This is a genomic window from Paraburkholderia acidipaludis NBRC 101816 (genome assembly GCF_000684975.1).
GTDB classification, from domain to species: Bacteria; Pseudomonadota; Gammaproteobacteria; order Burkholderiales; family Burkholderiaceae; genus Paraburkholderia; species Paraburkholderia acidipaludis.
Window position 1 is genome coordinate 185,745 of sequence record NZ_BAXZ01000004.1, and the last position, 21,076, is coordinate 206,820.

21 protein-coding genes are annotated in these 21,076 nt (G+C 66.0%); 14 read left to right on the forward strand and 7 right to left on the reverse strand.

Annotated features, from left to right (window positions below):
- Positions 1-185: 185 nt before the first annotated feature.
- The 10 genes from BAC01S_RS34450 to BAC01S_RS06100 all read left to right on the forward strand — a co-directional run bounded on the left by BAC01S_RS34450 (position 186) and on the right by BAC01S_RS06100 (position 11,041).
- A complete protein-coding gene (locus tag BAC01S_RS34450) occupies positions 186-377 on the forward strand; it encodes a hypothetical protein (RefSeq protein ID WP_156954333.1) in 192 nt (63 codons plus the stop codon).
- Positions 378-556: 179 nt separating this feature from the next.
- The gene (locus BAC01S_RS06060) at positions 557-1,660 is read left to right on the forward strand and encodes a toxin co-regulated pilus biosynthesis Q family protein (RefSeq protein ID WP_245616514.1); all 1,104 of its coding nucleotides are present in this window, start codon (positions 557-559) and stop codon (positions 1,658-1,660) included.
- Positions 1,660-3,384 (forward strand): PilN family type IVB pilus formation outer membrane protein, encoded by a 1,725-nt coding sequence (gene pilN, locus BAC01S_RS06065; RefSeq protein WP_027793952.1) that lies wholly within the window; start codon positions 1,660-1,662, stop codon positions 3,382-3,384. The genes BAC01S_RS06060 and pilN overlap by 1 nt, the downstream gene beginning before the upstream one ends.
- Before the next feature lie 25 nt (positions 3,385-3,409).
- The gene (gene pilO2, locus BAC01S_RS06070) at positions 3,410-4,723 is read left to right on the forward strand and encodes a type 4b pilus protein PilO2 (protein ID WP_027793953.1); all 1,314 of its coding nucleotides are present in this window, start codon (positions 3,410-3,412) and stop codon (positions 4,721-4,723) included.
- On the forward strand, positions 4,713-5,315 hold the full coding sequence (gene pilP, locus BAC01S_RS06075; RefSeq protein WP_027793954.1) for a type IV pilus biogenesis protein PilP: 603 nt from the start codon (positions 4,713-4,715) through the stop codon (positions 5,313-5,315). Before pilO2 ends, pilP begins: the two co-directional genes overlap by 11 nt.
- 5 nt (positions 5,316-5,320) lie before the next feature.
- On the forward strand, positions 5,321-7,087 hold the full coding sequence (locus tag BAC01S_RS06080) for a GspE/PulE family protein (RefSeq protein ID WP_027793955.1): 1,767 nt from the start codon (positions 5,321-5,323) through the stop codon (positions 7,085-7,087).
- On the forward strand, positions 7,077-8,153 hold the full coding sequence (locus BAC01S_RS06085; protein WP_027793956.1) for a type II secretion system F family protein: 1,077 nt from the start codon (positions 7,077-7,079) through the stop codon (positions 8,151-8,153). Before BAC01S_RS06080 ends, BAC01S_RS06085 begins: the two co-directional genes overlap by 11 nt.
- A 94-nt stretch (positions 8,154-8,247) precedes the next feature.
- On the forward strand, positions 8,248-8,835 hold the full coding sequence (locus tag BAC01S_RS06090) for a type 4 pilus major pilin (protein WP_052408708.1): 588 nt from the start codon (positions 8,248-8,250) through the stop codon (positions 8,833-8,835).
- 54 nt (positions 8,836-8,889) lie between these two features.
- Positions 8,890-9,369: a type IV pilus biogenesis protein PilM gene (pilM, locus tag BAC01S_RS06095; protein WP_027793958.1), complete on the forward strand. Its 480-nt coding sequence runs from the start codon at positions 8,890-8,892 to the stop codon at positions 9,367-9,369.
- The gene (locus tag BAC01S_RS06100; protein WP_084168265.1) at positions 9,362-11,041 is read left to right on the forward strand and encodes a prepilin-type N-terminal cleavage/methylation domain-containing protein; all 1,680 of its coding nucleotides are present in this window, start codon (positions 9,362-9,364) and stop codon (positions 11,039-11,041) included. The genes pilM and BAC01S_RS06100 overlap by 8 nt, the downstream gene beginning before the upstream one ends.
- A 33-nt stretch (positions 11,042-11,074) precedes the next feature.
- Here BAC01S_RS06100 and BAC01S_RS06105 read toward each other — a convergent pair whose 3' ends face one another.
- On the reverse strand, positions 11,075-12,175 hold the full coding sequence (locus BAC01S_RS06105; RefSeq protein ID WP_027793960.1) for a type IV pilus twitching motility protein PilT: 1,101 nt from the start codon (positions 12,173-12,175) through the stop codon (positions 11,075-11,077).
- A 126-nt stretch (positions 12,176-12,301) separates the two neighbouring features.
- Here BAC01S_RS06105 and sctC point away from each other — a divergent pair, with 126 nt between their 5' ends.
- The 4 genes from sctC to BAC01S_RS30480 are packed head-to-tail and all read left to right on the forward strand — an operon-like array spanning position 12,302 to position 17,381.
- The gene (sctC, locus tag BAC01S_RS06110; RefSeq protein ID WP_043201338.1) at positions 12,302-14,113 is read left to right on the forward strand and encodes a type III secretion system outer membrane ring subunit SctC; all 1,812 of its coding nucleotides are present in this window, start codon (positions 12,302-12,304) and stop codon (positions 14,111-14,113) included.
- A 58-nt stretch (positions 14,114-14,171) separates the two neighbouring features.
- Complete coding sequence (locus BAC01S_RS30475) at positions 14,172-15,260, forward strand: sensor histidine kinase (protein ID WP_407667909.1); 1,089 nt, start codon at positions 14,172-14,174, stop codon at positions 15,258-15,260.
- Positions 15,261-15,273: 13 nt separating this feature from the next.
- Positions 15,274-16,032 carry a response regulator transcription factor gene (locus BAC01S_RS06120; RefSeq protein ID WP_027793962.1) on the forward strand — a complete coding sequence of 253 codons (759 nt, stop codon included), beginning with the start codon at positions 15,274-15,276 and terminating at the stop codon, positions 16,030-16,032.
- Positions 16,029-17,381 (forward strand): secretin N-terminal domain-containing protein, encoded by a 1,353-nt coding sequence (locus tag BAC01S_RS30480; protein ID WP_052408702.1) that lies wholly within the window; start codon positions 16,029-16,031, stop codon positions 17,379-17,381. Before BAC01S_RS06120 ends, BAC01S_RS30480 begins: the two co-directional genes overlap by 4 nt.
- 4 nt (positions 17,382-17,385) lie before the next feature.
- Here BAC01S_RS30480 and BAC01S_RS06130 read toward each other — a convergent pair whose 3' ends face one another.
- From BAC01S_RS06130 to sctS, 6 genes are all read right to left on the reverse strand, one after another.
- Complete coding sequence (locus BAC01S_RS06130) at positions 17,386-17,841, reverse strand: type III secretion system chaperone family protein (RefSeq protein WP_027793963.1); 456 nt, start codon at positions 17,839-17,841, stop codon at positions 17,386-17,388.
- 132 nt (positions 17,842-17,973) lie between these two features.
- A complete protein-coding gene (locus tag BAC01S_RS06135; RefSeq protein ID WP_027793964.1) occupies positions 17,974-18,177 on the reverse strand; it encodes a hypothetical protein in 204 nt (67 codons plus the stop codon).
- Between the two features lie 51 nt (positions 18,178-18,228).
- Positions 18,229-18,492 carry a hypothetical protein gene (locus BAC01S_RS06140; RefSeq protein ID WP_027793965.1) on the reverse strand — a complete coding sequence of 88 codons (264 nt, stop codon included), beginning with the start codon at positions 18,490-18,492 and terminating at the stop codon, positions 18,229-18,231.
- Between the two features lie 72 nt (positions 18,493-18,564).
- On the reverse strand, positions 18,565-19,632 hold the full coding sequence (locus BAC01S_RS06145) for a secretion protein SctD (protein ID WP_027793966.1): 1,068 nt from the start codon (positions 19,630-19,632) through the stop codon (positions 18,565-18,567).
- An 80-nt stretch (positions 19,633-19,712) separates the two neighbouring features.
- Positions 19,713-20,807: a hypothetical protein gene (locus tag BAC01S_RS30485; protein ID WP_052408703.1), complete on the reverse strand. Its 1,095-nt coding sequence runs from the start codon at positions 20,805-20,807 to the stop codon at positions 19,713-19,715.
- Positions 20,804-21,067, reverse strand: coding sequence for a type III secretion system export apparatus subunit SctS (gene sctS / locus BAC01S_RS06155; RefSeq protein WP_027793967.1), 264 nt, complete (start codon positions 21,065-21,067; stop codon positions 20,804-20,806). Before sctS ends, BAC01S_RS30485 begins: the two co-directional genes overlap by 4 nt.
- Positions 21,068-21,076 lie beyond the last annotated feature (9 nt).

Here is a 21,076-nt window from a genome sequence, read left to right on the forward strand (position 1 = left end):
GTTTGTGATGGTTTGTTACCTTCGCTGTGACGATCCGCATGGCGGGTCGCAAGACGTTGCACTTGCAAGGAGCCGGTTTCGAAGGAAATTACGCAATGACGAAAAAAAGACACGCAGTTATCATAATAACCAGATAAATGGATAGGTCCGGGTGCGGGCGCGGTGAAATCGCCCGGCGTTCCTGCATGGACCAGCTGACGAAGAAATGGAATTGCCGCGTTGTCGCGCGCCTTGCCGCACCGGCATTGCGGCAATTTCAGTGCGCGGATGTCCCTGAAGGCGAAGGTAATTATTTCAACAATATGAAAGCTATTAGTTTATTTCATGTAATAAACAAGAAAGTCACGAGATTCTGTCCCCTGGAATTTTTTCCCTAAATGATGCGTTTTGATTGCCGTTAACGGCGATGTGCTGCCGTCTTTTTTTGTCATTTTCGTGCGCTTTTCTTTGAGCTTTGATTATGCATTTCCGGTGCGATCGACGCACGGGATGTAAATCGGAGTTCGGCTTGCCTGTATGCGGCGATGAGCGCAGCGGTCTACAAGTGGAAGGCAACGTGGTAACTACTGAGGTGGAGTACCGGATGCGCTTTCACGGCGAACGGCGTGAAAGCGCGAACAAAAATTGGGTCAAGGCGCTGGTTTTCTTTGCGATTCAGGCATTGCTGTGCTGCACATGGCTTGCCTGCCGTACCGCGTATGCGTCCGATTCGCAGGTGATCGTCGAAGGCGCGCGCGGCGCCGGGGACGCGATTCGCACGAGTGGTTACAACGTGCCGCTCCTGCGTGCGCTGGAAGAGGTTGTGCCCGCAAGCTACAGCGTGAACGTGCCGAATGCGGGGCCATGGGCCGACGTGCCCGTCAGCTGGCAAGCGGGTGGCTCCCTCGTTCACGTGCTCGGCGAAATTCTTTCGGTCAATCCGTCGCTGCAGGCGCATATCGATACGGACCTCGCGCTCGTTACCGTCAGTGCGCGCGCGCATTCCCAGGCGGACGACCCGGCGCCTTTGGCAGCCGCATCGGCTTCATCCATTCCGACGGCCGCATCGGCCCCCGCGATTCCCTCGGCGGCGCCGGTTGCAGCGGTCCCGGTTGCCCAGGATCTGGAAGCGCACGCGAACAGCCCTTCAGCAACCCTTTCGCCGCAAACGGTTGCGGTTGTCACAAAGGCGGCAATGCCCCCGTCGACGTCTTCAACAGCCGCACCGCCGGCGCCGTCCATGCCCCCGATCATTTCGACCTCAGCAGCACCGGCGCCAGATAGTGAGACGGCGTCGGCATCGCCGAAAGCTCATGCGCACGGGCACATGGCCCCCACGGAGCGCGCGCCCGTATTGCCGATAGCCGTAGCCGCGCCTCTGCCCGCACAAGCGCAAGCACAGGCGCAAGAGCCGGCGGAGGTCCAGACCGAGTGGCAGATGCGTCCGTCGGACGGCTCGGTGCGCAACGCGCTCGCGCGCTGGGCGCGCGAGGCGGGCTGGCAATTCGTCTGGGACGTGCCGACCGATTTCGCAATCGACGCGACGGCCACGGTGCACGGCACGCTCGAAGAAGCGCTGCGCCAGGTCGTCGAGGCGCTCGCCGGGTCGGCGGTGCCGATTCAGGCCGTCATGTACAAGCGCAACCGCGTGTTGCGGGTGATTGCGAAAGGGGCCAACTGATGCGCGCACCGCACCGTTACTTCGCCGCCGTGGTCGCGTGCCTGCCCCTGCTCGCGGGCTGTACGGGTCTCATGCACAAGATCGACAGCGACGCGCAATCCGACAACGCGCGCGCCACCCGGCTGCTCAGCCAGTCCGAGGCGGGCGACAACCGCGCGAGCGATCCGGACGCCGTGGTCGTCAAGGACCAGCTCTGGCTCTCGGGCAAGACGCTCAAGATTCCGGCGAAGGCGACGCTGCCCGCCGTTTTCGACGAGCCGGCGAGCTTCGACGGAACCGTCGATTCGCTCAGGGCGTTCGCCGACCGCGTGTCGCGTCTCGTGCACGTGCCGGTGAAGGTCATGCCGAGCGCCGACGATGCGGCCGAGCGCGCCAGCGAGGCGGCCAACCCGTCGAGCGCGATGTCCACCGGTACGCCGGGGACGCCGCCGCTGCCCACGGGGCTGCTGCAGGGCCCGACGCTGCAGCAGCTGGCCGCGGCGGGGCGCAACAACGCGGCCCAGGCCGCGCCCAGGCCCGTTCGCATCGTCTATTCGGGCGGCACGCTGCACGGGCTGCTCGACGCCGCCGCCGCCCGCTTCAACGTCTACTGGAAATACGAGGACGGCGCGATCGTCTTCTTCTATACGGAGACGCGCGTCTTCCAGGTGCTCGCCGTTCCGGGCGACTCGTCGGTCGCTACCAACGTCGTGAGCGGCTCGAGCAACAACGGCGGCCAGTCGGCGGGCACCGGCAGCGGCGGGTCGTCCGGCGGCACCAGCACCGCAAGCAGCGGCTCGGGAAGCACGCCGACAGTCTCGTCGAACAACAACGACAACATCGCGATGAACGCCCAGCTATCCGTCTATAGCAGTTTGCAGAGCGCCATCAAGGCGATGCTGTCGCAGGCGGGATCGGTCGTCCTTTCGCCGGCAACCGGCTCGATCTCCGTTACCGACACGCCCGACGTGCTTGAGCACGTCGCCGAGTTCATGGAGCAGCAAAACCGCGTGCTGTCGCGCCAGGTGCTCGTCAACGTCACCGTGCTCTCCGTGACGCTCACCGATCAGGACAGCTACGGTATCAACTGGAATGCCGTCTATCAGGCGCTCGGAACGAAGTTCGGCATTTCGACGTCGTTCACGAGCCTGATCACCAACCCGAACAGTTTCTCTGCAACGGTCATTTCGCCGTCGAGCCGCGCCAATACGACCAACGCGATGATCGCCGCGCTGTCCACGCAAGGCTCCGTGCGCCAGAAGACGTCGGCTTCGCTCACGACGATGAACGACCAGCCGGTTCCGGTGCAGGTGGCCGAGGAAGAAAGCTATCTCGCGCAGATCTCGACGACCAACACGCTCAACGTAGGCACCGAAACGTCGCTTACGCCCGGAACGGTGACGACGGGCCTCAATCTCACGCTGCTGCCGCACGTACTCGACGACGGCACGGTGATGATGCAGTTCTACACGAACATTTCGTCGCTCGTGTCGCTGAGTACGTTTACTTCGAACGGCGAAGAGATCCAGCTGCCCACCGTCGACACGCGCAACTTCCTGCAGCGCATTTCGGTGAAATCGGGGCAGACGCTCGTCATCAGCGGCTACGAAGGCATCGCGGACCAGGGCAGCCGGCAGGGCGTCGGGGCGCCCACGAACTATGTGCTGGGCGGGGGCGTGAGCGGCACGCATCAGAAAGAGATCATCGTCATCCTGCTTTCGCCGATCGTGCTGAACGGCGCCTGACGACCGCGAATCGAGCGAAACCGCCATGGCGACCCAAGTCATCCAGATAGGCCGGCAGCGCTTCATTTGCGGCCTGTTCTGGCAATCGTTGTCGCGCCGCCACGAATTGCGTGCGGAGGCGGTCGAGCTGGCCGCACGCCTGAATTTCGATGCGATGGTGCTGCGCATCGACCGTTCGTTCGCGGGCGTCGGCTTTGCGAGCACGCGCGAGGGCGCGCAGCTCGGCTTGCCTTCGCTGGGCGCGCTCGTTTCGAAGACGATCGCGACCGAAGGCGCGTTCTACGACGGCCGCCAGCAGCCCGCGCCGAACTGGCTCGGCGCATTTCAGCTGCCCGACGGCCGCTGGGCGTACTTCGCCGTGCGCGACGGGGCGTTCTTGCCGAACGGCGACTGGGTCGGGACGAGCGAAGAAGTGTTCGAGCGGCTGCACAGCGACTACAGCCTCGGCGGCTGGAATGTCGTGATCGGCGATCAGCAGCTCGAGGTGCAGGGCTTTCACAATTTCTACGCGCGGCGTATCGAGAATATGATCCCGCGCCGCGGCGGCAAGCCTCATCTGCCGCGCTGGCTGAACCTCACGCGGGTTCAAAGACAGTCCCCGCGGCTTGCGATCGCGATTGCCGCCGTTGTGCTCGTCGTGGTGGCGGGCGGCGTGCTCGGCTTTCGGGCGTGGCGTCGCCATCAGGAGGAAATCGCGCAGGAGCAGGCGTTCGAGCGGGTGCGCGCGCAACTGCGGCTGCATCCGCACAAGCCGGTCAAGCCGCCCGAGGCCCCGCACCCCTGGGCCTCCGAACCGTTGCCCGCGACGTTCGTTCGCGCCTGTCTCGATCACTTCGCAAACATGGCGCCGGGCGGTTGGGATCTCGACGAATATGACTGCCGGGCGGCCAACGTCAGCTATAGCTGGTCGCGCGGCGGATCGAACGTGGCGATGCTGATGGCGGCGGAGCCGCGCGCGGCCATCGACAGCACCGGCGACCACGCCACGTATGTCGAGCCGTTGTCGTTGCCGGCGGGCGGCGACGACGCGATCGGCGGGATCCGCGGCGTGCGGTTGCGCATGCTGTCCGCGTTCCAGCTGCTGGGCGTGGACCTCAAGTTCTCGCTGCAGGCGACGAGCGCGCCGCAAAAAAGCCTTGCCCAGCAGACGCTGGACCGGTTGCACCCGGGTGGCGCGCCGCCGGCGCCCACGTGGGAGACGTGGCACATCACGGCGGCGCTGGGCGAGGTATCGCCCGAGAGCGTGGTCAAGTATCTGGACGAACCCGGCATACGCATCGAGAAAATCTCGTACAAGGCCGGGCAATGGACCCTGGACGGAGCGCTATATGAAAAATGACCGCGCAATGGCCTTATTGATGATGATCGCCTGTTGCTTCGCATGGCCCGTCGCGGCGCTGGCCCAAGGTCCGGGCGGCGCCGCCAGTGCGCCCGCCAATGCGCCCGCCGACGCGCCCGCCGATAGCGGGCCGCGCGCGACCGTCGTGCCGACGCCGGCCGCCGTGCAGGCCGCCGACGAACTGATGCAGCTGCAGGAAGAGACGCTGCTGCTCAAGGCGCAGCTGAAAAAGCTCGATGCACAGGCGGAGGTCGTGGAACGCGAGCAGGCGATTCACCGGATGGGGGGAACGGCTTCGTACGGCGACCTGTCGCTCGTGGCGACACAGAGCCTCGGCAAGCGGATGAACGCGACGATTTCGAGCAGCGACGGCGCGGAGATGGACGTGCGCGCGGGCGACACGCTGCCGAACGGCATGCGTGTCGTGTCGATTCGCTCCGGGGCGATCGTCCTCGCGGGCGAGGACGGGCACCGCGTGACGCTCACGGTCACTTCGCCGCAGCAGGCGCCGCACAACGTCGCGGCCACAGGCGCTGCCGCGGACGGCGCGGGCGTGCCGCCGCTTCCCACTTTGCCCACGTCGTTGAGGTAATGGCCATGGAATCCGCACCCGTGCCTCCGGGCAATCCGCCCAAAACAATCAAGCCGCTCGTTCTGTCGCGCGCGGCAAAGCCCGCTGCCGTCGACGACGCAGGCGCGCCGACCCTCGTTCCGGCGCTCGTGGCGCCGCGCGAAGCGGCTGCGGATACGGCATCGGCATCGGCGTCGGCGTCGGCGTCGGTCGTCTCCGCGCTGCCGGTATTGCCGGCGCGACCCGCGGCGTTCGCGGCGCCGCCCGCCGGCGCGCGGCCGCTTTCGGACAGCGGCGAATTCGCCGCGAGCGAGGAAGAGCGCAAGTTCCTCTGCCTGCTCGACGACGGCGCGCTGCTCGTCGCCGAAGGGCACGAGATGAACCCGTTCGTGCTGTCGTATTGCGCGCGCCTCGAACGCCTCAACTGCCGCTATACGACGCGGCTCGTGAGCCTCGACGTCATCCGGCGCGCCTATCAGGGCCAGCGCCGCGACGGCAGCGCGGAGCGCGTCGATCACACGCAGATGCAGGTGGTCGCGAAGAACCTGATCTCGAGGGCTTGCGACGAGCGGGCTTCGGACATCCACATTCGCGTCAATCGCTTCAGCACGGAGATCCTGTTTCGCATTCACAACGAACTCGTGCGCGTGTCGGAGCAGACGCGCGAGTACGGCGAGCGGCTGCTCGCCACGCTCTATGCCGCGATGTCGAGCGTTTCGGACGCGACCTACAAGCCTAACGAGCGGCAGGACGCGGCGATCGGCGACCGGGACAAGCTGCCCGACCGACTCTTCGGTGTGCGTATCGCCACGGCGCCGACGAGCATCGGCAACGTGATGGTGCTGCGTCTTCTGTACAACGACGCGGGCGAATCGACAAGCCTGCTGGACCTCGGCTTCACGCCGACGCAGGCCGGCGTGTTCGACCTGCTCACGCAGCAGCCGCACGGCATGAACATCATCAGCGGACCGACCGGCTCCGGCAAGTCGACGACGCTGCAGCGCGTGCTCACGAAGCAGTTGCGCGAAATGGCCGGCTCGATCCACGTGATCACGGTGGAAGACCCGGTGGAATATCCGATCGAAGGCGCCGTGCAGACGCCGGTCATCAATGCGCCGACCGAAGAGGCGCGTTCGCTGGCGTTCGCCGCGGCGATCGCCAACGCGATGCGTCTGGACCCGGACACGATCATGATCGGCGAAGTGCGCGACCGCGCTTCCGCGCAAAGCGCGTTGCGCGCGGCGATGACGGGCCACCAGGTCTGGACGACGGTTCACGCGAACGGCGCGCTCGCGATCGTCGACCGTCTCGTGGATCTCGGCCTGCCCATCGCGATGATCACCGACGAATCGCTGGTGACGGGTCTCATCAGCCAGCGCCTCGTGAAGCTGTTGTGTCCGCACTGTTCGGTTCCGCTGACCGATGCGATCCATCAGCTCGACGTGGGGCTGGTCGCGCGGTTAAAGCGCGCGGTCGGTCCGCGCTTCGAACAGGTCCGTATCGCGGGGCCCGGTTGCCCGCACTGCAAGAGCGGCACGGTCGGCCGCACGGTCGTGGCCGAAGTGGTGCATACCAATCAGAAGTTTTGCGAGCTGCTGCGCGCGGGGCGCAAGTCCGAGGCGCATCACTACTGGGTCGCCGAACTCGGCGGCCAGACGGTCGCGCAACATGCGATCGACAAGGTGGCCGAAGGGCTCGTCGATCCGCGCATGGCGGAGCGCGTGGTCGGGCCGCTGCAGCATGCCGGCGGGTTCGAGCCCCAACTGGCGGTCGGAAACAGCTATGGCACTTGACCTCAACCGGCAATGGGCCCGCCTGCAGCTGACGGCGAACACGCGCCTGCGGATCTACCGCAAGATCGCGAAGATGCTGTCGAACGGACTGCCGCTGCTCAAGATTCTGGAAGAGCTCGAACTGCGGGCTTCGCACGAGGGACGCAAGCCGAACGAGTCGCTCGCGATCACGCTGGCGGACTGGCGCGCCGTGGTGCAAAACGGCGGCATGCTGGCCGAGGCGATGACGTGGTGGGTTCCGCACACGGAACAGATGATCGTCATGGCGGGCGAGCAGTCGGGGCGTCTCGAGGCCTCGCTGCTGAACGTTTGCGGTGTCGTGCAGTACAGCAGCCGCATTCGCGCGGCGATTGTCGGCGGCCTTGCTTATCCGACCGTGATTCTCGCGATGACGGTGGGCTACGTCTACCTGTTCGGCAAGCTCGTGATCCCGCGCTTTGCATTGATCGTCAGCCCCGAGAACTGGCATGGCGTTGCCCGCTCGCTCTTCGACCTGTCGCGCTTCGTCCAGACCGGGATGATTTATTGCATCGCGCTTTTCCTGATGCTGCTGGCGCTGCTGTTCTATTCGATGCCGCGCTGGTCAGGCAGCGGGCGCATTTTTCTCGACCGCTTTCCGCCGTATTCCGTGTATCGCCTGATGGTGGGCTGCGGCTTTCTGGTTGCGTTTTCCTCGTTGCAGGCCGCGGGCTTCACGGTCGAGCGCTCGCTGGCGCGGCTTGCGACGGACGCGAAGCCGTGGCTGCGCCAGCGGATCGACGACATGCTGTTCGGCGTGAAGTCGGGGCTCAATATCGGCGAGGCGATGAAAAACACCGGATACCGGTTTCCGTCGAAAGAGATCGTCGACGATCTCTGCATTTACGCCGAATACAAGGGCTTTGCCGAAGCGCTGCAGGCGATCGCCACGGAATGGATGAGCGAAGGCGTCGCCACGATCGAGACGCAGATGCGCATTGTCAACGGCGCTTCGATCGTCGTGCTCTCGCTCGTGCTGAGCTGGCTCATTACCGGCTTCTTCGGGATTCAGCAGGAAATTGCGGCTATGGCGCGCAGCGTTCATTGAGTTTGCGGTTTGATTGACAGAGGTACGGGGGTTGTTCGAAACGGGTGGCACGCCACGAGTGTCGTGCCGATTGTTTGAGATGACGGAGAGCAACATGCAGAGCAAGACCATGATTGGACCCATTCGCGCGGGACTGATGCGCCATCGCTCCAGGCACGCCCAGCGCGGTGCGTCGCTGCTCGAGGCGATTGCGTATCTCGGGATCGCGGCGATTGTCGTGATCGGCGCGGTGGCGCTGTTGAACGGCGCATTCAGCAGCGCGGGAACCAACGAGCTGGCGGAACAGGTCAACGCGATTCAGGCAGGCGTGAAGAAGCTCTATATGGGGCAGACCAACGGTTACCAGGACATCGGCGTCTCGACACTGGCCGCGGCGGGGGCGCTGCCCAGCACGATTCCCGTGAGCGGCACCGGAACGACCGCGACCGCGTCGAATTCGTTTGGCGGCTCGGTGAAGGTGGCAAGTACCGCCGGCAACACGTTCACGATCGAATTCGACGACGTGCCCTCCGCCGTCTGCATCAATGCGCTTACGGCTACGGGCAGCTGGACGCAGATACAGGTTACGCCCACGTCGGGCGGCGGCGGTGCAACGGAAACCGCCTTCCCGATCACGCCTTCGACGGCGACGACGGATTGCGGCAGCAGCGGTACGGATACGATGATCTGGACTTCTACCTGATCGCGCCTTGCCTTCGCCGTCATTCGTGTTCATCGACACCACAGGCGCCGGTACATGTACCTGACATGGGTCATCGTCGCGTTAGCCGTGCTGACGGGAGCCTATGCGCTGCTCGACGCCGAATCGGCGCCGCTCGCGCAGGGCCCTTCGTCGATGGCGCTCGCGACCAACATGAGCGAGTACCAGCAGGCGCTCGTCCAGTTCGCGCTGGCGAATCCGACCTTTGCGGGCAGCGTGCAGACCTCGTATCTGGCGCCGTATCTCGGCTCCGTCGTCGCGAACCCGATATGGATGAACTACGTCGAACCCAACACGAGTTATGGGGGCAGCCTCGTCGTCGTGTATGCGTCGGCGGTGGCGGCGACGGGCGCCATTCCGGCAATGGAGCAGCTTGCGCAAGGGTCGGCGCTGGCCGGCGTCGCGGAAGGCGCGACGGTCGTCTCGCCGGGCAACCCGCCGGTGAGCCTGCCGGCCGCGCTCGCGAACGGCATTCCAAACGGCATGCCGGTGTGGATGGCGCAGGCCTATGACTGACATGCACGCCGCCCTCGTGAAGCGCGCTCGCGCTCGTATACGGCCGCGCCACGAACGCGGGCGCGCACGCGGCTTCACGCTGATCGAAGTGCTGGCCGCGCTGGCGATCGCGGCGATGATGCTGGTGGGCCTCGTCGCGATGATCAATTCGTCGCTGCAGGACACGCAGGCACAGCAAGCGGCGCTCTACCAGTCGCAGCTGAGCACGGCCGCCACGCAGCTGATCCGGCAGAACTACACGGCGCTGAGCGCGGCGGCCACCCCCTCTACGCCGGTGGTGGCCGCGCTCACGGGCACGACGTATCAGCTGTCGACCTACCTGTCGAGCGCGATGAACAACGTGAACTCTTACGGGCAGACGCCGTGTCTGCTGATCTATGCCGCGTCGCCGACGGGCGCGCTGCAGGGGCTGCTCGTGACGGAAGGCGGCCGCAAGATTGCGGACGCGGAGCTGGGCTATATCGCCGCGAACTCGGGCGCGGGCGGCGGCTCGATGCAGGCGATCAACACCCCGGCCGGCGAGGCGAAAGGCGCCTACGGAAGCTGGACGCTGGCGACGCCGAACCCGGCGGGCGCGTCGTGCTCGGGCACGGCGACCGGCGTGGGGCATCCGGCGAGCCTCATCTATTACAACGGCGCGCAGGCGCAGAATGCCGACTACCTGTACCGCGTGGCCGTGCCGGGCGACCCGGCGGCCAACACGATGCAGGTGCCGATCGTGCTTGCGCAGGGGACCACGGCCTACGTCGACTATGCACCTTGCGCGCAATCCGGCTCGATTGCGGCGGACTCGGACGGCAACGTGCTGAACTGCAACGACGCGTCCATGCAATGGACGCCGGAAGCCTCGTTTCACTGGCGCGAGCCGGTGGCCGATGCGGCGTCGTTGCCGACGCCGGCCAATCAGGGCGACGTGCGCATGACCAACGCGACCAATCGCGCCTACGTGTACAACGGGACTGCCTGGCAGGCGCTCGCGGTGGACGAGTCGGGCGCCATCGCGCTCGGCAATTCGGCGACGATCGGCGGGACGTGCACGTCGGCGGCGAACACCACGTCCGTCACGACCGATGCCGCCGGGGATGTGCTGTCCTGCCAGAACGGTACGTGGGAGCCGCAGACCGCAATCTTGCCGGGAACGACGTACACCGGTTGCCAGCTCATCGTACCGAACCCGAATCCCGTGTCGGACTATAACTGTCCGGCCGACTCGGCACCCGATTACGGCAACACCGGCAACACGGGCGCGGGTTACTCGTATAACGGCGCCAACGGCACGTACTCCTACACGTATATGTACACCGTTTCGCTCACGAAGCCGGGCGTCATCGTGGCCTCGACCTGGGCGCACATGAACGACGGCCTGTGCGGATCGACGCCAGGCTACGCGGCGCAGATTTCTCAGGACGTCGACATAACCGGCCCCGGCATCACCACCCCTACCCATATCGAGAGCCAGAGCCCGACGCTGACCGACGACTCCGGCGGCATCAACAATTCGCTGACCCAGGCGGGTTCTGCCGGCACGTTTACCGTCACCGTGGTGACGAACTGGGCAACCTATTCGCCGAATCTCAGCACGCCGTGGACCAGCAACTACTGCGGCACGGGCGGAACGACCATACAAAACACGGCGGTCGCGGCGGGTTGGACGATCAGCACTTATTACTGAGCGAACCGGGTGCCCATGCCGAAACTTTCCAGTTCAATGTTGCGCGAGCGTCTGCAGCATCTCGTGCAGTTCGAGCCGGTTGTACGTGGCGCGCAGCACGTCGCGCGCGAGGCACTGGTTTTTGGAAACGAGGCTGAACAGATGATCGTTCAGCAGCCGGGACATGTTGTCCTCCTTGCGCTTCATGAACTCCGCGAGATACGGCACCTTCGCCGGGTCCACCAGCACGTTGCTGATCTGCTGGTTGTTGTTGAACAGCAGCTCGCTCGCGAGCACGAAGTTTTCGCCGTCGGCCGTCGGCACGAGGCACTGGCAGATCACGCCGATCAGGCAGTTCGCGAGGGCCGCCGCGTAGCGCTCGCGCTGCTCCGGCGGGAAAAACGACAGCAGGCGCGTGAGCGTGCCGATGGCGCTGCCCGTGTGCATGGTCGCGAGCACGAGGTGGCCCGATTCGCCCGCCTGCAGCGCGGTTTCCGCGGTTTCCGGGTCGCGCACTTCGCCAACCATGATCACGTCGGGCTTTTGCCGCAGCGCCTCGCGCAGGCCTGCCGGGAAGCTCGGCGTGTCGGTCGGCACTTCGCGCTGCGAAACGATCGACGTATGCCCCTCGATCTCGTACTCGATCGGCTCCTCGATCGTGATGATGTGGCTGTTGCGCGTGCGGTTGATGTGTTCGAGCAGCGAGGCGATCGTCGTCGTCTTGCCGGAGCCGGTCGGCCCGGTGACGAGTATGAGGCCCTTCGCGCTGTCGATCATCGAGCGCACGTAGGCCGGCAGGCCCACCTTGTCGAGCGGCATCGGCGTGAGCGGCAGGCGGCGGATCGAGATCACGAGCTTTCTGCCGCCGTTCGTGCGGTAGATGTTGCAGCGCAGACGGCAGCGCGTCAGCACGAACGGGCGGTCGATCGCGCCGCGCTGAAGCTGCGCTTCCCAGTCGGGTTCGATCGAGGCGAGCGTCGGCACCAGTTCGTCGTAAAGCACCGGCTCTTCGCCGACGGCGAGCCAGCCGCGCGGCGCCTTGATCATGATCGGCCTGTCCTGCTCGATATGAATGTCGGTGAAGGTCTGGCGCAAATCGATCAGTTCGAGAATTTCGCGCGTCAGATCGCGGCGTTCGTGCGCTGGAGCGTTCATCGTTCAATGCCTTCCCATAAAAGTGGTAGCAAGAAATTACATGAAAACCTTGTCTACGTGTCGGAGAAGCAACTCGTGCCGCAACTCGTACCCGCAGCGCGCCTGTCTTGCGGCGGGTGACGCGTCATGATCGCGGCGAACTGGAATCCTAAGCTGGGCCGGGTGGCCCTGTATGCGGCGCTCGTTCTTGGCGCGATTTTTTTCGTCGCTCGCGCCGCCCACGCCGCGCCCGTGCACTGGCGGACGTCGATCGTCGACTACGAAGCGCAGGGCAAGGATATCAAGGACGTGCTGCGCGATTTTGGCGCAAGCCAGGGCATTCCGGCGCGGATCGCCCCCGAGCTTTCCGGCACCGTGAGCGGCAAGTTTCATCTGCCGCCGCGGCGTTTTCTCGACACGCTGGCCGCCTCGTTCGGCTTCGTCTGGTACTACGACGGCGAGGTGCTCGACATCTCCACCGCGTCGGACATGCAGAGCACGCTCGTGAAGCTCGATTCCGCCGGCACCGATGCGCTGCGCGAGGAGCTCGAACGGCTGCACATCGCCGACGACCGCTTTCCGATCGTCTACGACAGCGCGCAAGGCACGGCGCTCGTGAGCGGTCCGCCGCGCTACGTGCAGATGGTGAAGGACGTGGCCGCGCGCCTCGACGACAATGCCTCGCATCGCTCCGGCACCGAGGTGCGCGTTTTCCCGCTGCTTCACGCATGGGCCGAGGACCGCACGGTTCCGGTGGACGGACAGCCGGTGACGCTGCAGGGCGTCGCGGCCGTGCTCAATTCGATCTACCATCCGCACACGGACGCGAAGTCCGACAAGCAGGCGAGCAGCCAGGGCCGTTCGGCAACCGGCGTCGTGCACAACACGCCCGTCAACGACGTCAACGGCAACACGTATAACGGCCCCTATATTCCGCCCCCGCTGCCTTCCGGCGCCGCGGGCTCGGGCGCGAGCATGGGCATGTTCGGCGGCCTGACCGGGCAGCCTTCGCCGGCCATCCGGTCGGTGGTGGGCGACGCCCAGCAGGAACCGCAGCCGGCTTCGGGCAATTCGACGGCCGGCGCGGCGACGGACACGCTGCCGGTCATCGTGGCCGACCAGCGCACGAACTCGGTCGTGATTCGCGACACGCCGGACCGGATGGGGCAGTACGGCACGCTGATCCAGCGCCTCGACGTGAAGCCGCAGCTGATCGAGATCGAAGCGCACATCATCGAAATCCAGGACGCCGCGCTCGATCAGCTCGGCGTCGACTGGACGCTGAACAACAGCCACGTCAACGTGCAGACCGGCACCGGCACGCTCGCGCAAAGCACGTATTCGGGCGGCACGATCACGCAGAACTTCGGCCAGACCACGCTGCCCGGCGGCGTGCTGGTCAACGCGACGCCGGTGGGCGCTTCGGTCGCCGCGGTGCTCGGCGACGCGGGGCGCTACCTGATGGCGCGCGTTTCCGCGTTGACGCAGACGAATCTCGCCAAGATCGACGCGAGCCCGAAGGTCGTCACGCTCAACAACATCGAAGCGGTGATGGACAACCAGACGCAGTTCTTCGTGCCGGTGCAGGGCTACACGTCGGGCGATCTCTACAGCATTTCGACGGGCGTTTCGCTGCGCGTTCTGCCGATGGTCGTCGAAGAGGACGGCCAGACGCGCATCAAACTCGACGTCGCGATCCAGGACGGCCAGCTCACGTCGCAAACCGTCAGCAATCTGCCCGTGATCCAGAACATGACGATCAACACGCAGGCGTTCATCAACGAAGGGCAGGCGCTCCTGATCGCCGGCTATCGCGACGACAGCTCGACGAACGGTTCGACCGGCGTGCCGCTGCTTTCGAAGATTCCGGTGCTCGGCGCGCTGTTCCGCACGGACAGCAAACAAGGTAGCCACATGGAGCAGCTGTTCCTGCTGTCGCCGCGCGTGATCACGCCTTAACCGCCCGCCTTAACTGCCTGCTTTAACTGACATTCGCGAGAAACGAGAGGAGACCGTCGTGGAGCCCGTTCATCCTATGCCCGAGAACGACGCAGGGCGTCCGCACGGCACGCTGGGCGGCCTGCCGTGCGGCGTCGTCGAGCTCGATGCCGGCGGCGCCGTGGTCCACGCGAATGCCCGGGCGCTCGAGATGCTGAAGATGGACCTGCCGGCCGGACTCGACTTCAGCGTGGGGCTCAGCGAGCGCTTCGAGCTCGACGACGTGCCGCGCGCACGCGACCTGGAAACGGGCCGCGAGCTGCGCATCGACGAGACCACGCTGTGGATCCAGGCGGGCCCGAGCGGCGCGGGCGCCGCCGGCACGCTGATCGCGGTGACCGACGTCACGCCTTTCGCGCGCGCGCTCGACGAACGCGCGATGTCGCTGCGCTTCCTGCTGCACGATCTGCGCTCGCCGCTCAACTCGATCAGCGCGCTCACGCAGCTCGACGCGAGCGACCCGGAGGCATTCGAGCGCTGCGGAGGCATGCGGCAGATCACCGAGCTCGCGCATTACGTGCTGTCGCTCGGCGAGCAGTTCATTTTCACGTCGGTGACCGAGCATCTGAACCGGCGCGACTTCAAGCGGCTCGACCTGCGCGCGACGCTGCGCCAGATCATTTCGCAACTGGAGGTCACGGCCGTCTATTGCGGCGTCGCGCTGCAGCTCTGGCTGCCCGACAGCTCGCCGATATGGGTGAACGGCATGCGCAACTTCGTCGCCCGCGCGATCCAGAACGTGATCGACAACGCCGTTCGCGCGTCGCCGCGCGGCGAAGCCGTCACCGTTTCGCTGCGGCATGTCGAGGGCTTCGCGGAGGTGCTCGTCAACGACCGCGCGGGCGGGCTGCCGGGGCTACTCGAAGGCGAGCGGCTCACCGATTTCGAAAAGCTCGGCAAGAAAACGGCCACCGGTTTCGGTCTCGGGCTCAAGCTCGCGGTGCAGATCGTCGGCATGCACGGCGGCGCACTCTACGCCGAGCTCAACGGTCAAGGGGGTACCATGTTCGTCCTGCGCCTGCCGTGCCTGAATCCGGTCGCGCCGGTGCGGGCGCCGACGTCGCTTGTCGACGCGGACCGGGCGCTGCGCGCGGGACGTCCCGATTGAAAAGGGTTTGACGATGAAATCGCTTGCAGGCAAACCGGTACGCATTCTGTTCGTGGAAGACGATGTGGCGCACCATGCGCTGGTCCGTTCGTGGCTGAAAGCTGAGGACTACCATGTGGACGCGTTTCATAGCGGCCTCGAAGCGCAGCAATTTCTCGCGGACAACTGGGCCGACCTCGCCATTCTCGACTGGGACCTGCCCGGCGTGAACGGCGACAAGCTGCTGCAGAAGATCCGCGGCCGTTCGCAGTCGACCATGCCCGTCATCTTCCAGACCGTGCATTCCGCCGAGTCCGACATCGTTCGCATTCTCGATGCGGGCGCCGACGACTATCTGGTGAAGCCATACGACCGGCAAGTGCTGCTCGCGCGCGCGCGCGTGCTGTTGCGCCGCTTCGCGCCGATGAACGTGCAGGGCCGCAAGATGCTGGTCGAGGAGGGCTGCGCGCTCGACCAGCAGGCGCGCTCGCTCGTGGTCGGCGGCACGGCGCACAAGCTCGGCACGAAGGAATTCGACATTCTGTGGCACCTCGCGCGCCACATGGGGGCGGTGGTGCTCAGGCAGGATCTGATGAGCGTGGTGTGGGGCTGGGACGCGGCGGTGCAAAGCCGGTCCGTCGACATGTACGTGAGCCGGGTGCGCGCGAGCCTGAAAGCGGCGGGCGTGGAGTGGAGCGTGCAGTCGGTCTATGCCACCGGCTACCGGCTGACGCTCAGGCCCGACACCGGCCCGCAGGCGGACGCCGGTTCGCGCGCGGCGGAGCAGCCATGAGCGCGCGCGCGCTTCGTTTCGTCGTGCGGGCGGCGCCCGCAGTCAGTGCATTGGCGGGTGCACTGCTTGGTGCGCTGTTTGGTGCATTGATCGGCGCGCCGCCCGCGCTGGCCGCCGAGCCCAACTGGGCCGGCAGCCGCTTCGTCTATGCGACGAACGGCAGCAGCGTGGCGGACACGCTCAACGTGTTCGGCGCGGGCCAGCACATGCCGGTGCGGATCGACGGCCGTGTAGACGGTGTCGTGAGCGGCCGCTTCGACCTGTCGCCGGCGCGCTTTCTCGACATGCTCGGGCAATCGTATGGCTTCGTCTGGTACTACGACGGCGCGGTGCTGCAGGTCTCGCCGACCGGTGCGCAGTCACAGCTGGCGATTCATCCCAACTACCTCTCGGCGAGCGCGCTGCGCGCGGCGCTCGACCAGTCCGGCGTGACCGACGATCATTTCCCGCTGAGGGTGGACGATGCCGCCGGGACGGTGACGACCTTCGGGCCGCCGAGTTACGTCGAGCGCATACGGACCGCGGCCGCGCGCTTCGAGGGCGACGCGAAAGACCGCGTGCGCACGACGGTGCGCGTTTTCCGCCTGACGAACACCAATGCCGCGGACGTCACGCGCGTGATCGACGGCCGCCCGGTGGTGGTGCCGGGTGCGGCCACGCGCTTGCGGCAGCGTTTCGGGCAACGCTTTGGGCTACACACACCGGCGCAACAGGTCGTCGAGTTCGATGCGCCGCTGCCGGCCATCGAGGCCGACGCGACGACGAACTCGATCCTGGTCCGCGACAAACCGGAGCGGATCGACGCGGACGGCATGCTCGTGTCCGATCTCGACGTGCAGCCGCAGCTCGTTTCGGTCCAGGCCTGGGTGGTCGACGTCGACGCCGATGCGTTCGCCGCGCTGCAGCCCGCGTTGCCGCGCGGCGTGGCGGCCGGAGACGGAACGGGCGTCGCGGACGGCGCCCGCGCGCTCGTCGCCGGTCTCGAAGCGCTTGCGAAAGCGCGACGCGCGCAAATCGAGGTGTCGCAAACGGCGGTCACGCTCGACCGGTCGCCCGCCGTCATCGACCGTCACGAAGCGCGCATTGCCGCGAGCGACAGTCGAGACAGCTCCGGCTCCGGCGACGCGGTGCCCGACGTGTGGCTCTCGGTCGATCCGACCATCGACCATGTGTCGCCAGCGCTCGGCATCGACTTGCTCGTCGAACTGGGACGCGCCGGCGACGGTGCGCGGCAACGAACCGTCGACGAAAACGTGATGCCCGGCCAGGGCCTCGTGATCGCCGCGCCGGGTTCCACTCCAGGCGCGCGGCAGCGGCTGGTGCTGCTGATTCCGGGCGTGGCCGCGTAACACGCTACGCGCGCAGCCACATGAGGTTGCCGGAGGCGATCCCTTCGAACATTTCGTCGGGCGACTCGAGAATATTGGTCTGCCAGTAGCGGCCATGCTCGGCGTAGTGTCCGAAGAGGTCCGCGAGATATTCGCCGGTGGTGTCCGGCGTCATCGGCACGTAGACGAGCAGCACGACGCTGCCGGTATCGGCATCGAGACAGAGCTGCGCCTGGTCCTGCGCATAGATCAGCAGATTCGCCTCGAGCATCAGCCGGAACACGACGAGCGATCGTCCCGGCGTCACCGCCCCGTAATGGAAGGTCACGTAAAGCGAATCCGGATCGCTTTCCTGATGGTCGAGATGGACGTCGAAGCCCTCGATTTCGAGTGCGCGCATCTCGGCAACGTACTCGGGGTCGGGCAGTCCGACGACATCGCAGATCTCGTAGATCAATTCGTCGAAACGTTCGCTGCTCATAGGCTGAAATCTTTACGCGAATCTGGACGCGCTAACGGTGGCGGGCGCGAAGCGAGAAGGGCACGGAACCGGAAAGGAATGCTTACGGTTTCCGTGCCCTCGCGCGAGCGGGACTGGGCATTGCGGTACGGCTTACTGGCCCTTCGCGGCGTCGGAGATGTTCTTGGCGCCGTTGTTGCCGACCGTAGCCAGCGCGGACGTTTCCTGCTCCTTCATGTTGATTTCCATCGAAGCCATCGTCATCGCGTTGCTCTGATCGGCCATCTGGTTCATTTGGCCGATCATGTCGGCGGTGTTCGAACCGGCCTGCGAGACACCCGAAGCGGCGTTGGACATGGTAAAGCTCCTTTTGAGAAGTAAAGAGAGTGGATTGAAAAGTACTGCTGATCAGAACCCCACCGCGCTCCGGGCGTTGTGACGTTCGTGAAGTGTCAGGACGATGCGTCGTGCGGCGATCATCCCGCGGTAAAGCTTTTGCAGCTCCAGGCGCTCGCGATCGTCGACCGCCGCTTGCGTGGCCGCGCTGATCCGGCGTGCCGTCTCGTCGAAAGCGGCCGCGATGCGCGCGACCCGCGTCGAACCGTCGGGCGCCGCGAGCGTGGCGTCGAGTGCGTTCAGGTCCTGCGCAACGGGTAACAGTGCGTCGTACATGTCGGTTCCTTTGGTGTCCTCTTGATATCGGATAGCTGCCCGGCCAATCCCGGGTAACTGCGTGCCCTGCGCTCAATTGCCGGAAAACAGGTGCTTGGTGCCGTCCGGCGTTTCCACGTAGCGAAGTCCGCCCGTTGCCACAACTTCGGTGTACTCCGTGTCCGGCGCCGGCGTCGGCGATTCCTTCACGTCGATGTCGACGCGCCTCACGTTGTCGTCGAGGTCGGCGCGCACGCCGGCGATCAGCGTCTGGAACGTCGCCATCGACTGCACGCGGCCGCTGACCTTGAAGACGCCGTGGCCCGAGTAGCTGACCGCGGCGCCGGTGCCGGCAAGCGACTGCTGGATGTTGTCGACGTCTTCCTGCGCGACGTCGTAGTCCTTCTGCACCTTGCCGGGCGCGAGGCCGTCGATGATCCGCTGCGCCTTCGCGCCGTCGCCGGCCGTCGAGACGATGCCGTCCACGGCCACGCTGTTGCGGCGCGCGATCGCGTGCAGGTCGGCCAGCCCTTCGCGGTGCAGCTCGCCGTCCACTTCCCTCGCGAGCGTGTCGGGATCGAACCGCATGTTCGCCGCTTCGCTCGGCTGCGTGCCGGCGAGCATCACGCCGGTCGTCGCCAGCCCGCCGATCGCGGCCGTGCAGGCCAGCGCGACGGCTGCCGTGCGCCAGGTCATGCGCCGCGGCGCCGGGGCTGCAGTCTGCATCCCTGTCTGCGCTCCTGCCCGCGCCGCGTGCAGCGGTGCGGAATCGGCGGCAAGCGGGGCTTCTTCGGCGTCTTCGTCCGCTGCGTCGCCAGCCGGCACGGCCGGTTTCGCGTTCGCTTCGACCTCCGGCTCCGCCGTCTTCCACAGTCCGGAGAGCAGGTCGAGATCGCGCGGCCATTCGGCATCGTCCGGACCCACGCAGAACACGACGTCGCCGAACGGCACGGCCACGAAATCCGCCACGAGCACCTCGTCGCCGTTGTGCGACCGCAGCCGCGTCACGCCGTCTTCGCCGATGCAGAGTTCGAGTTCTTCCACGGCCCAGTCGCTGATGCAGATGTCCGCATTCTCGTCGCCGGCGATTCGCCAGGTGCCGGCCGCCAGCCGGACCTGCGCACCGGCATGGGCACCAGTCAGTACTCGAAGGGCTTTCATGTTCGTGATTCCCGTTTGTGCGACGTTGCGTTGACTGGCTGGGCGCTTTTGCCGGCCCGGCTTCAACCGTTGAAGCCAGTTTAGGTTTTTCCGTCCGGCGCGAGCGGCGCGACGCGAACTTTCTGAGCTTTACCCGAAGCGTGATCCGGGCTCTTCGACGGATCGGCCCGCAGCTCGGCCTGCGCGTCGCGGACGAGCTGGATCGCACGGCCCACCGACTGCTCGTCGGCGGTGTACTGCACACCGTGGCGTTGCCGCGCGAGCGTGAAGTCGAGCGAGTGGCCGATCAGCCCCAGCGTGGCCGCCGCCTTCCCCGGCGCCGCGGGAGCGTGGGCGAGCGTGCCGTTGTAATGCGCCTGCAAGCGAGCCGGGGAGCGTTTCATCAGGGCGGGCGAGGTCTTCGCGAGCATCGCCGGCACGGCCAGCAATGGCCCGAGCTCGAGCTGCGAGGTGAATTGCAGCACTTCCTTCGCGGATGCGGTGATCAGCGCGTGCGCAAGCGTCGGCGAATCGCGCAGCTGCTCGCCGATCGTGCGCATTTCCTGCGAGAGCGCGCGTTTGAGCTTGCCGGCCTTCTCGGTCTTGACAGCGAACTTGCGCGGCTTTTCCCGCCCGTCGCGCCCCGATTGCCCGTCCTGCTGCCGGGAGCCTTGCTGCTGGGAATTCTGCTGCTGCGAATCCTGTTGCGATTGCCCGCGTTCGTCGCCCTGGTTCTGGCCTTGCCCGCGGTCGCGGTCCTGCTCCTGCTCGCGGCCTTGTTCCTGGTCGCGCTTGCGCTCTTCGCCCTCGCGTTTGTGCTCGTGCTCGTGATGCTCCTGCCGTTCTTCCGGCAGCCGCGAGGCGTCGTCGCGCGGGTCGTCGGCAAGCGCCTCCTTGCCGCGCTCTTTGCCGGACTGCCGCGGCTTCGGCGCGCGGCCTAGCTGCTGGCGCAGCTTCGCGCCCTGCGACTGCGGCCCCTTGTTTTCCGAGGTCGCGAACTTGCGGCCCTGGAAGAAAGCCGCCATTTTCTGGGCGGCCATCTTTTTGGCCCGCATTTTGCGGCCGAAGATCGTGCGCTGCCTGACGACACGCTGCTCGTGCGTCATGCTCGCATGATTGTCTTCGCTGCGAGCCTCCTGCGCCGCCTGTTCGGCGTGATGGTGCGAGTGCGCGCCGTTGACGCCCGAGGTGCTCATGACGGCACCGCGATCGTGACGATTTCATTGGCGAAGCGCAGGATCGCGGCCGCGCCCCAGGCGCCCATGAACAGCACGGTGGCGACGACGGCGACGAGCTTGACCGCATACGAGATGCTCTGGTCCTGCATCGACGTGATGGCCTGCACGAACGACACCGCGAGGCCGGAGACGGCGGCGACCACGATGACCGGCATCGAGACGGAGAGGCACAGCAGCAGCCCCTGGGTGGTCAGGCGAACGAGCGTATCGGTTTCCATGGCAATACT